The organism is Kitasatospora sp. NPDC004240 (assembly GCF_053603215.1).
Map to the genome: position 1 here is coordinate 36,441 of NZ_JBSGFD010000053.1, position 11,463 is coordinate 47,903.

The following is an 11,463-nucleotide window of genomic DNA, read 5'->3' on the forward strand; positions in this document are numbered from 1 at the left end:
CAGTACGGGGCGGGACGGGGAAGCCCCCGTCCCGCCCCGTACTGTCGGCGGGCTCAGGCGAGACCGGCGGCGGCCAGTGCGGCGGTCAGCCCGCCGGTGACCAGCAGGACCGTGCCGGCGGCCAGCGCGCGCAGCACGACCGCGCCGAACAGCAGCCGGGGCGGTGTGCCGAGGCGCAGCAGCGCGTCGGTGACGTTCCGGCGCGCGGTGCGGACCTCGACGAGCCGGGCGATCACGGCGCCGGCCGCGCAGCCGAGCACCAGGCAGGCCTCGACGGCGGGCAGCGCGTCGGCGCTGCCCGGGGTGCCGACCCAGTAGCGGATGGTGGTCAGTACCACCGCGGTGACCAGGGCGAGGACGGCCAGCGGCGCCCCGAGCCGCTTGGCCTGGGCGGTCAGCCCCCGCCCGGCGAGCAGCCGTAGCGGGGTGGGCCGGCCGACGGCGAGCAGCCGCCCGGCCCAGGCGAGCAGCGGCCCGGTGAGCAGGGCGAGGCCGAGGGCGACGGCGGCCCAGCCGCCGAGCGCGGCGGTGCTGGTGTTGCCGAGGCCGGCCGGGAGCTCGACCGGACGGCCGTCGGCGGCGGCCCCGGGCCGGAGCGCGATCAGTTCCAGGGCCAGCCCGACGACGGCGAGTCCGATCGGCAGGGCGATCCGCAGGGGGCTGTAGCCGGTGGCGGCGGGCCGCTCGGCGGCGCCGGGGAGGCGCTCGGGCAGCGGTACGGCGAGGGCCGCGGAGATCCCGGCGGTGAGCGGGACCAGGGCGAGCAGGGTGACCGGCGCGGCGGCCGGCAGCGGGACGCCCATGCCGAGGTCGGCGGCGAGCTCCGGTCCGGCGATGTCGTTGCGCAGGACCAGGAACAGCAGCAGGGTGAGCAGGCTGCCGAGGGTGGTGGCGAGGGCGATCTCGCCGGCGATCAGGGTGCGGATCCGGGTGGCGCCGGCGCCCGCGGCGATCAGGCCGGTGATCCGCTCGGGGCGCTGGGCGGGCACCGCGCGGGCGGCGACGGCGGCGAACCAGGCGACCGCGGCGAGCGGCGGCAGGCACCAGAGCAGCCGGACGACGGCGTCGGCGTCGCCCGGCCGGTCGCCGAGGGCCCGGCCGAGGGCGCGCAGCAGGAAGCCCGCGACGACTGCGGCCGCGACGGCGGTCAGCAGCCAGCGGCCGAGGTCGAGCACCCGGTAGCCCCGGGCCAGGCGGAGATAGAACACGGTCGACTCTTTCAGCGGCGCACTGCGGTGACGGCGGACGCCCCCGTCGGGGAGGCCCCCGTTCCCGCGGCGGCGGTGCCCCCGATGCCGGGCGGCACGGTGGTGGCCGGTGCGGTGATCCGGCCGTCCACCAGGGTGACGGCGCGGTCCGCGTACCGGACGAGCTCGGGGTCGTGGGTGGCGAGGACGAGGGTGAGCTGGTGCGAGCGGGTCGCGCTGGTCAGTATCCGCAGGACCTGCTCGGCGGCCTCGCGGTGCAGCGGCGCGGTCGGGTCGTCGGCGAAGACGACGGTCGGCAGCGGGGCGAGCGCGCGGGCGACGGCGACCCGCTGGCGCTGGCTCTGGATCAGCCGGTCCGGGCGCAGCCGGGCGATGTCGCCGACGTCGAGGCGTTCCAGCCATTCGCCGGCGGCGGTGTAGGCGGCCTTGTTGCCGGCACCGGCCAGCAGCAGGGGCAGGGCGACGTTCTCCCGGGCGGTCAGTTCGGGCACCAGGTGGGGCTCGGAGCCGACGAAGCCGAAGCGGCCGCGGCGCAGCCGTTCGCGGCCGGGGCGGCCGAGGGTGTGGACGGGGGAGCTGTTGAACCAGACCTCGCCCTCGTCGACCGGGAGGTGCGCGGAGAGGCAGCCGAGCAGGGTGCTCTTGCCGGAGCCGCGCGGGCCGGTGACCGCCAGGACCTCGCCCTCCCGGACGCCGAGCGAGATGCCGCGCAGGGCCGGGGTGCCGTGGAGGGACTTGACGATCCCTCGGGCCCACAGCACGTCGTTGTCAGGAGGGGCCGCTGACATGAGGTTCCATCCTGGGTGGCTGCAGGGATATGACAGTCGTCAGATTAGAACGATCGGGGCCGGTCGCGGGCGCGGCGCACTGGTTCATCCGGGGCAAATCATCCGCAATCAGGCGTGTTTGACCGTAAAAGATACCCATGCTGCGTTCCCCGCGGGCCCGTCGGCGGACCGGGAGGGGGCCGCGGGGAGCGGCGCAGGGATGTCGAGCGGCGGGGCGCGGGGACGCCGAAGCGGCGACGCACGGCGACGCCGAAGGGCGGTCCCGTTCGCACACGGGACCGCCCTTCGGCGGAGGGTGGGGAAGGAAGGTCAGATCTTGGCCCACGCGTCGGTGAGGCTGACCCGCAGGATCTGCTCGATCTCGTCGAAGGTCGACTGGTCGGAGATCAGCGGCGGGGCCAGCTGCACGACCGGGTCGCCACGGTCGTCGGCGCGGCAGTACAGGCCGTTGTCGAAGAGGGCCTTCGACAGGAAGCCGTAGAGCACGCGCTCCACCTCGTCGTCGTTGAACGACTCCTTGGTGACCTTGTCCTTCACGAGCTCGATGCCGTAGAAGTACCCGTTGCCGCGGACGTCGCCGACGATCGGCAGGTCGCGCAGCTTGTTCAGGGTGCCCAGGAAGCGCGACTCGTTGTCGAGCACGTGCTGGTTGAGGCCCTCGCGCTCGAAGATGTCGAGGTTGGCCAGCGCCACCGCGGAGGAGACCGGGTGGCCGCCGAAGGTGTAGCCGTGCAGGAAGGTGTTGTCACCCTTGTAGAACGGCTCGGCGATGCGGTCCGAGATGATCGTGGCGCCGATCGGGGAGTAGCCCGAGGTCATGCCCTTGGCGCAGGTGATCATGTCGGGCTGGTAGCCGAACTTGTCGGCGCCGAACATGGTGCCCAGGCGGCCGAAGGCGCAGATGACCTCGTCCGAGACCAGCAGCACGTCGTGGCGGTCGCAGATCTCGCGCAGGCGCTGGAAGTAGCCGGGCGGCGGCGGGAAGCAGCCGCCGGCGTTCTGCACCGGCTCGACGAACACGGCGGCGACGGTGTCCGCGCCCTCGAACAGGATGGCCTGCTCGACCTGGTCGGCGCACCAGCGGCCGTACGCCTCGGGGTCGACCGTGCCGTCGGGGCCGGCCAGGTACTCGGGGGCGCGGTAGATGTTGGTGTTCGGGGCCTTGTGGGTGCCCGGCACCAGCGGCTCGAACGGGGCCTTCAGGCCCGGCAGACCGGTGATGGACAGGGCGCCCTGCGGGGTGCCGTGGTAGGCGACCGCACGCGAGATGACCTTGTACTTGGTGGGCTTGCCGGTCAGCTTGAAGTACTGCTTGGCGAGCTTCCAGGCGGTCTCGACGGCCTCGCCGCCACCGGTGGAGAAGAAGACCTTGTTGAGGTCGCCCGGGGCGTAGTTCGCCAGGCGCTCGGCCAGCTCGACGGCCTTCGGGTGGGCGTAGCTCCACACCGGGAAGAAGGCGAGCTCCTTGGCCTGCTTGGCGGCGGCCTCGGCGAGCTCCTCGCGGCCGTGGCCGGCCTGGACGACGAACAGGCCGGCGAGGCCGTCCAGGTACTTCTTGCCCTTGTCGTCCCAGACGTAGGTGCCTTCGCCCTTGACGATCGTCGGCACGGGGGAGTTCTCGTACGACGACATGCGGGTGAAGTGCATCCACAGGTGGTCGTAGGCGGTCTTGGAAAGGTCCTTCTGCGCCGGGTCGGCTGTCATCGGGTGCCCCAGGTGTAGGTCTGTTTCCGGAGCTTCAGGTAAACGAAGCTCTCGGTGCTCCGCACGCCGGGAAGGGCACGGATGCGCTTGTTGATCAGTTCGAGCAGGTGCTCGTCGTCCTCGCACACCAGCTCGGCCAGCAGGTCGAACGAGCCCGCGGTGCAGACGACGTAGTCGACCTCGTCGAGGGCGGCCAGCGCGTCGGCGACGGGTTCGATGTCACCCTCCACCCGGATCCCGACCATCGCCTGGCGGGTGAAGCCGACGGTGAGCGGGTCGGTGACGGCGACGATCTGCATCACGCCCTGGTCGAGCAGCTTCTGGACGCGCTGTCGTACCGCGGCCTCCGACAGGCCGACGGCCTTGCCGATGGCGGCGTACGGGCGGCGCCCGTCCTCCTGGAGCTGCTCGATGATCGCCTTGGAGGCGGCGTCGAGGGGAACGCTGGCGTTCCGGTCGCGGTTGGCCACGCCGCAACTGTGCCCGATCGTTCCCGTGTTCGCAAGCGAGGAAACTGCTGATTTCGTTGCGATCTTGGAAAACGCGTGCGGATTTCATCGCTGCTTCGGAGATGGCCTGTCGATACCGGCAGTCATCCGGTTACCCTGGCCTCGTACGCGCGCACCCCCGCGAGGGTGGTGCGCGTTCCGCCAAACCAGTGGACCGCGCCGTACCCGGCCCGGCCACTCGGCGCCTTCGTACTGACCGTGTACCGACGTACCATGGCGCCGGACTCTGCAACGCCGCAGGCCCAGACCGAGGAGAGACCCAGTGAGCGACCTTCGTACGCTGCGCAACTACATCAACGGTGAGTTCGTCGACGCCGAGGACGGCCGCACGCTCGACATCGTCGACCCCACCACCGGTGAGGTGTACGCGACCTCGCCGCTGTCCGGTGCCGCCGACGTGGACGCCGCCATGGCCTCCGCGGCCGCCGCCTTCCCGATCTGGCGCGACGCCACCCCGAGCACCCGGCAGAAGCTGCTGCTGAAGATCGCCGACGCGGTCGAGGCGCGCGCCGACGAGATCGTCGACGCCGAGGTGCGCAACACCGGCAAGCCGCGGGCGCTGACCCTCTCCGAGGAGATCGGCCCGATGGTGGACCAGATCCGCTTCTTCGCCGGTGCCGCCCGCCTGCTGGAGGGCAAGGCCGCCGGTGAGTACATGGACGGGATGACCTCGATCGTCCGCCGCGAGCCGGTCGGCGTCTGTGCCCAGGTGGCGCCGTGGAACTACCCGATGATGATGGCCGTGTGGAAGTTCGCGCCGGCCATCGCCGCGGGCAACACCGTGGTCCTCAAGCCCTCGGACACCACCCCGGCCTCCACCGTGCTGCTGGCCGAGATCATCGGCGGCATCGCCAAGGAGATGGAGCTGCCGGCCGGCATCTTCAACGTGATCTGCGGCGACCGCGAGTCCGGCCGGCTGATGGTCGAGCACCGTACCCCGGCGATGGCCTCCATCACCGGTTCGGTCCGCGCCGGCATCCAGGTCGCCGAGTCTGCCTCCAAGGACGTCAAGCGCGTCCACCTGGAGCTGGGCGGCAAGGCCCCGGTCGTGGTCTTCGAGGACGCCGACATCGCCGAGGCGGTCGAGGGCATCTCGGTGGCCGGCTTCTTCAACGCCGGCCAGGACTGCACCGCCGCCACCCGCGTGCTGGTGCACGAGTCGATCCACGACGCCTTCGTCGAGGCGCTGGCCAAGGCCGCCGCCGAGACCAAGACCGGTGGCGTGGACGACGAGGACGTGCTCTACGGCCCGCTGAACAACGCCAACCAGCTGAAGCAGGTCTCCGGCTTCATCGACCGCCTGCCCACCCACGCCAAGGTCGAGGCCGGCGGCCACCAGGTCGGCGACAAGGGCTACTTCTACGCCCCGACCGTCGTCTCGGGCCTGCTGCAGGACGACGAGATCGTCCAGCACGAGGTCTTCGGCCCGGTCATCACCGTGCAGCGGTTCTCCGACGAGGACCAGGCCGTGGACTACGCGAACGGCGTCGAGTACGCCCTCGCGTCCTCGGTGTGGACCAAGGACCACGCCCGGGCCATGCGGATGTCGCGCCGCCTGGACTTCGGCTGCGTCTGGATCAACACCCACATCCCGCTGGTCGCCGAGATGCCGCACGGCGGCTTCAAGAAGTCCGGCTACGGCAAGGACCTGTCCTCCTACGGCTTCGAGGACTACACCCGCGTCAAGCACGTCATGACCGCGATCTGACGTTCCTGGCACAGGCGGTCCGACAAGCAGGCGGTCCGACAAGTAGACGGTCCGGCGAACAGGCGGTCCGGCGGGCGGGCCGTCCGGATGAGCGGACGGTCCGATCACCGTCGCTCGTGTGATCCGACGAAGGGCCCGGGTCGATCCGACCCGGGCCCGGTGCCTTTGCACCCTGTCGGGCGATCGGGCGACCACCTGACAGGATGGAGCTGCACTTCGGGGGCGGCACTCCCTAGCCTTGCCAGCATGAGCAACCCCACCGCTGACCGGGCCGCCGGGCAGGCCGTCAAGGCCACCGATCGCGCGCACGTCTTCCACTCGTGGTCCGCCCAGGCGCTGATCGACCCCCTCGCGGTGGCCGGCGCCGAGGGCTCGTACTTCTGGGACTACGAGGGCAACCGCTACCTCGACTTCTCCTCGCAGCTGGTGAACACCAACATCGGGCACCAGCACCCCAAGGTGGTCGCCGCGATCCAGGAGCAGGCCGCCAGGCTCTGCACCATCGCGCCTGGCTTCGCGGTGGAGCCCCGCAGCGAGGCCGCCCGGCTGATCGCCGAGCGGACCCCGGGCGACCTCGACAAGATCTTCTTCACCAACGGCGGCGCCGAGGCCAACGAGAACGCCATCCGGCTGGCCCGGCTGCACACCGGCCGCCAGAAGGTGATGGCCACCTACCGCTCGTACCACGGCGCCACCGCCAACGCGATCGCCCTCACCGGCGATCCGCGCCGCTGGGCCAACGAGACCGGCGTCTCCGGCGTGGTGCACTTCTGGGGCCCGTACGCCTACCGCTCCAACTTCCACGCCGAGAACGAGGCGCAGGAGTGCGAGCGCGCGCTGGAGCACCTGGAGCAGGTGATCGCCTTCGAGGGACCGGGCACCATCGCGGCGATCATCCTGGAGACCGTGGTCGGTACGGCCGGCATCCTGATCCCGCCGCCCGGCTACCTGGCGGGGGTGCGGGAGATCTGCGACCGCTACGGCATCGTCTTCATCCTGGACGAGGTGATGGCCGGCTTCGGCCGCACCGGCGCCTGGTTCGCCGCCGACCACTGGGGCGTCACCCCGGACCTGCTGACCTTCGCCAAGGGCGTCAACTCCGGCTACGTCCCGCTGGGCGGCGTGGCGATCAACGCGAGGATCGCCGCCGACTTCGACGAGCGGCCGTTCCCCGGCGGGCTCACCTACTCGGGCCACCCGCTGGCCTGCGCCTCGGCGGTGGCCACCATCAACGCCATGGCCGAGGAGGGCATCGTCGAGAACGCCCGGCTCATCGGCGAGAACGTGCTCGGCCCCGGCCTGCGCGAGCTGGCCGAGCGCCACCCCTCGATCGGCGAGGTCCGCGGCCTCGGCGTGTTCTGGGCGCTCGACCTGGTCAAGGACCGCGCCACCCGCGAGCCGCTGGTGCCGTACAACGCGGCGGGCGCCGCCAACGCGCCGATGGCCGAGCTGGCCGCGGCGTGCAAGGCGCGCGGGCTGTGGCCGTTCGTCAACATGAACCGCTTCCACGTCGTCCCGCCGTGCACCGTCACCGAGGAGGAGGCCAAGGCCGGCCTCGCGGTGCTGGACGAGGTGCTGTCGCTCACCGACGCGCACACCGTCTGAGCACAGCCCGTTCGAGCACGGCCCGTTCGAGCACGGCACATCCGGGCGCAAGCCGTACGGACCCGGGCGCACCCGCCCGGGTCCGTCGTCGTGCCGGCGGCACCGCGGGCGCTCAGCGCCGTACCGCGTCCAGCGCCAGCAGGGCGACGTGCAGCGACAGGCAGGACTCCACCTGGTCGAGGTCGACGCCGAGGATCCGCTCGACCTTGTGCAGCCGGTCGTAGAACGACGGCCGGGACAGGTGCGCCGCGTCGGCGGCCGCCGACTTGTTGCGGCCCTGCTCCAGGTAGATCCGCAGCATCTGCACCAACTGCCCGTTGTGCTCGGCGTCGTACGCCAGCAGCGGGCCGAGCTCGCGCTCCACGTAGGTCTGCAGCCGGGCGTCGTCGCGCAGCAGGTGGAGCAGGCCGCGCAGCCGGACGTCCGGCAGCCGGTAGTAGGCGGCCGCGCGTCCGCCGGGGGCGTCGTGCAGCGCCGCGTCGGCGACCTGGGTGGCCTCCAGAAGGGTGCGCCGGGCGTCGCGGACCGAGCCGACCGAGGAGCCCACCGCGATCACCGGGGCGGGGGGCGGCCCGCCGTCCCGGTGACCCTCGGCCATCAGCCGGCGCAGCGCCGCGGCGAAGGCGTCCAGCGCGGTGTGCTCGTCCTGCTGGGCGCCGAGCGCGATCAGCACGCCCACGCCCTCGTCGTCCAGCGCGCCGACCAGCGCCGTCAGCCGGCTCGCGCGGATCGCCCCGGCGGCGAGCTCGGTGAAGTCCCGCAGCCGGGCCTGGGCCTCCAGCGCGGCCGGGATCGGACCGCGGCGCTGGCGCAGCATCACCCCGACCAGCCTGCGGCCCTCCAGCGGGACGCCGAGCGCCTGGGCGCGCAGGGCCACCTCGGAGACGGTCAGCGCGTGGGTGAGGATGCCGGAGAGCAGGGTGCGGTGGGTCTGCCGCTCCAGGCTCTCCCGGTCGCGGACCACCAGCCGGTTGAGCGCCAGGGTGGCGGCGCCGCGCTCCAGCAGCATCGCGTGCGGGTGCGGGGTGTCCTCGGGCAGCGGGCCCGGCTCCTCGACCAGGACGAGCCGGCCCCAGTCCTGCCCGCGCGCGCCGACCGCGGTGACCAGCCAGCCGCTGCGCGCGTCGTGCCCGGTGCGGCCGCCGGGCCGCACCCCGCGTGAGCGGCGCTCCCACTCCTCCAGCAGTTCGGCCTCGGGACGGCCTGCGGTGTCGTGGGCGAGCACCTGGTGGGCGAGGTTCTCCAGGACGACCGGCGCGCCCGCCATCCGGGCCACCTGGCGGACCACCTCGGCGGGTTCGGCGCCCTCCACCGCGAGCTCGTTGAACACCTGGTGGACCGCCTCGGAGGTGCGCAGCTGCTCCAGCTGGGCGTTGACCACCAGGGCGTGCACGGCCTCGGTGACGGCGACGAAGCGCAGCTCGCGGCGGAGCGCGATCAGCGGCAGGCCGCGCTGCTCGGCGGCGTGCACCAGGGCCTTGGGCAGCGAGTCGAAGTAGCGCCGGCCGAACTCGACGACCAGCCCGGCGACACCGACCTCGGCCAGCTCGTGGACGTAGCGGGCCAGCCCGTCGCGGTCCCCGGGCAGCGCGATGCCGGTGGTGAGCACCAGCTCCCCGCCCCGCAGCATGCCCGCCACGTCGGGCAGTTCGCTGACGTGCACCCAGCGGACCGGGCGTTCCAGGTGGGAGTCGCCGGCCACCACCACGGGCAGACCGCGCCGCATCACCTCCAGGTCGAGAACGCGGGCGACGGTGGGGAGCATCGCGGGGCCTCCTGGGTTCAGAGTGTCAGCTAAATCATCCATCCCGGCGCCGGGCCGTCGCCCGGCCGCGACCCTTGCACCCTGTAAGGCCCTGCGCCCCGAGCTTGGCGGAGTGACCCTTGTCACTCCGACCCGGCAGCGGGCATGGTCAGCGGGTCGGCAGTGGTGGGACACGGGCGGCACCGCCGGAATCCGTCGGGTGACCGGAAGGCAACAGCGGAATCCCTTGCCGGGACGGCGCGTGGCTGTCAGGATCGCGGATCCCGGTGACCGACCGGAACGGATTCCCCGCATCCCCGGCGCGACGGCCCGACCGGCCGGCCCGCCACCGGTGCGGGACCCCACGCCCGCCGACCGCGGAGCACGGCGTGGACGGCAGTACGGTCGCCCCCGCCGCTGCGGGCCGCGCAACCACCGGGCACATGGAAGGCACACCAGATGGACCTGACCGACTTCGCCGCGGGCGCCCAGTACATCGCGGGCCGGCCCGCCCGGGGCACCGGCGACCGGCCCTTCCAGGTCGTCAACCCCGCCGACGGCAGCGTGGTCCAGGAGTTCACCCTCGCCTCGACCGACGACGTGGACGCCGCGGTGGCCGCGGCCCTGGACGCCCTGCCCGCCTGGGCCGGCGCCACCCCCGGGGCCCGCTCCCAGGCGCTGAACCGGCTGGCCGCCGTGCTGGCCGACGCCGCCGAGGACCTCGCCCGGGTGGAGACCGCGCAGACCGGCAAGCCGATCAGGCTCTCCACCGAGTTCGACGTCCCCGGGACGATCGACAACACCGCCTTCTTCGCCGGCGCCGCCCGCCACCTGGAGGGCCGGGCCGCCGGCGAGTACTCCGGCGACCACACCTCGTACGTGCGGCGCGAGCCGATCGGCGTGGTCGGCTCGATCGCGCCGTGGAACTACCCGCTGCAGATGGCGGCCTGGAAGGTCCTGCCGGCCATCGCGGCCGGCAACACCATCGTCCTCAAGCCCTCCGAGCTGACCCCGCTCACCTCGCTGATGTTCGCCCGGGCCTGCACCGAGGCCGGCATCCCGGACGGCGTGGTCAACGTGGTCACCGGTGCCGGGCGGGAGGCGGGGGAGCGGCTGGTGTCCCACCCGGACGTCGCGATGGTCTCCTTCACCGGCTCCACCCCCGTCGGCAAGCGGGTCGCCGAGCTCGCCACCTCCACCGTCAAGCGCACCCACCTGGAACTCGGCGGCAAGGCCCCCTTCGTGGTCTTCGACGACGCCGACCTGGACGCGGCGGTGCACGGCGCGGTCGCCGCCTCCCTGATCAACACCGGCCAGGACTGCACCGCCGCCACCCGCGCCTACGTGCAGCGCCCGCTCTACGACGCCTTCGTGGCCGGCGTGGCCGAGCTGTACCGGACGGTCCGCCTCGGCGACCCCCTCGACCCGCGCACCGACCTGGGCCCGCTGGTCTCGTACGCCCACCGCGACCGGGTGGCCGGCTTCGTCGAGCGCGCCCGCTCGTACGCGACCGTGGTCACCGGGGGCGCGCCCGGCGACAAGGGGCACGACGGCCGCGACCTGACGGCCGGCGCCTACTACCTGCCGACCCTGATCACCGACGCCCCGCAGCACAGCGAGGTGGTCCAGGGCGAGATCTTCGGCCCGGTGCTCGTGGTGCTGCCCTTCGACGGCGACGAGGAGGGCCTGCGGCTGGCCAACGACACCCCGTACGGGCTGGCCGCCTCCGCCTGGACCGGCAGCGTGCACCGCTCGCTGCGCGCCACCCGGGAGCTCGCGGCCGGCTGCGTCTGGGTCAACGACCACATCCCGATCATCAGCGAGATGCCGCACGGCGGCTACCGGGCGTCCGGTTACGGCAAAGACATGTCACAGTACTCGTTCGACGAATACACCCAGGTCAAGCACGTCATGTTCGACACCACGGCGGTGGCGCGCAAGGACTGGCACCGCACGGTCTTCGGAGACAGATAACCCCCCGCGGGCGCACCCCCCGCCCGCCCGCCCGTACGTACCCCTCGCCCCAGGAGGCCCCGTTCCATGGCGTTCAACGAGATCACCGACGGTCTGTCAGAACCGGTCCGCAGGGCCTGGGAACGCAGCCTGACCAGCGGCCGGGCCGCCCTGACCCGCCGCACGGTGCTGCGCGCCGCCGCCCTCACCGCCGGCGCCGGCGGCCTCGCCGCCTGCGGTATCC

General features: G+C 72.9%; 8 protein-coding genes. 3 read left to right on the forward strand and 5 right to left on the reverse strand.

All coding sequences use genetic code 11. The annotated features are described in order from the left end of the window. Positions 1–53 precede the first annotated feature (53 nt). The 4 genes from ACWEQL_RS16835 to ACWEQL_RS16850 form a co-directional block, all read right to left on the reverse strand. Positions 54–1,208: a hypothetical protein gene (locus tag ACWEQL_RS16835; RefSeq protein WP_452151010.1), complete on the reverse strand. Its 1,155-nt coding sequence runs from the start codon at positions 1,206–1,208 to the stop codon at positions 54–56. Between the two features lie 11 nt (positions 1,209–1,219). Next, positions 1,220–1,996, reverse strand: coding sequence for an ABC transporter ATP-binding protein (locus ACWEQL_RS16840; protein ID WP_452151011.1), 777 nt, complete (start codon positions 1,994–1,996; stop codon positions 1,220–1,222). Positions 1,997–2,305: 309 nt separating this feature from the next. Next, entirely contained in the window at positions 2,306–3,700 is a 1,395-nt protein-coding gene (locus ACWEQL_RS16845) for an aspartate aminotransferase family protein (RefSeq protein ID WP_452151012.1), read from the reverse strand. After that, positions 3,697–4,170, reverse strand: coding sequence for an Lrp/AsnC family transcriptional regulator (locus tag ACWEQL_RS16850; RefSeq protein ID WP_030243538.1), 474 nt, complete (start codon positions 4,168–4,170; stop codon positions 3,697–3,699). Before ACWEQL_RS16850 ends, ACWEQL_RS16845 begins: the two co-directional genes overlap by 4 nt. 301 nt (positions 4,171–4,471) lie before the next feature. On the opposite strand from ACWEQL_RS16850, the gene ACWEQL_RS16855 reads away from it, so the two are divergent. Together ACWEQL_RS16855 and ACWEQL_RS16860 are read left to right on the forward strand one after the other, a co-directional pair. Next, positions 4,472–5,917 (forward strand): gamma-aminobutyraldehyde dehydrogenase, encoded by a 1,446-nt coding sequence (locus ACWEQL_RS16855; RefSeq protein WP_452151013.1) that lies wholly within the window; start codon positions 4,472–4,474, stop codon positions 5,915–5,917. Between the two features lie 246 nt (positions 5,918–6,163). After that, positions 6,164–7,522, forward strand: a complete 1,359-nt coding sequence (locus ACWEQL_RS16860) for an aminotransferase class III-fold pyridoxal phosphate-dependent enzyme (protein ID WP_452151014.1) — start codon at positions 6,164–6,166, stop codon at positions 7,520–7,522. A gap of 112 nt (positions 7,523–7,634) precedes the next feature. Here ACWEQL_RS16860 and ACWEQL_RS16865 read toward each other — a convergent pair whose 3' ends face one another. Continuing rightward, complete coding sequence (locus ACWEQL_RS16865; RefSeq protein ID WP_452151015.1) at positions 7,635–9,287, reverse strand: PucR family transcriptional regulator; 1,653 nt, start codon at positions 9,285–9,287, stop codon at positions 7,635–7,637. A 438-nt stretch (positions 9,288–9,725) separates the two neighbouring features. Between ACWEQL_RS16865 and ACWEQL_RS16870 the strand changes: the two genes are divergently transcribed. Then, positions 9,726–11,240 (forward strand): gamma-aminobutyraldehyde dehydrogenase, encoded by a 1,515-nt coding sequence (locus ACWEQL_RS16870; RefSeq protein WP_452151016.1) that lies wholly within the window; start codon positions 9,726–9,728, stop codon positions 11,238–11,240. The last annotated feature ends 223 nt before the right edge of the window (positions 11,241–11,463 follow it).

Excerpts from the sequence above, each read along its gene's own strand:
- ACWEQL_RS16840 (WP_452151011.1), bottom strand. The coding sequence starts at position 1,996 with ATGTCAGCGGCCCCTCCTGACAACGACGTGCTGTGGGCCCGAGGGATC.
- ACWEQL_RS16845 (WP_452151012.1), bottom strand. The coding sequence starts at position 3,700 with ATGACAGCCGACCCGGCGCAGAAGGACCTTTCCAAGACCGCCTACGAC.
- ACWEQL_RS16860 (WP_452151014.1), top strand. The coding sequence starts at position 6,164 with ATGAGCAACCCCACCGCTGACCGGGCCGCCGGGCAGGCCGTCAAGGCC.
- ACWEQL_RS16870 (WP_452151016.1), top strand. The coding sequence starts at position 9,726 with ATGGACCTGACCGACTTCGCCGCGGGCGCCCAGTACATCGCGGGCCGG.
- ACWEQL_RS16865 (WP_452151015.1), bottom strand. The coding sequence starts at position 9,287 with ATGCTCCCCACCGTCGCCCGCGTTCTCGACCTGGAGGTGATGCGGCGC.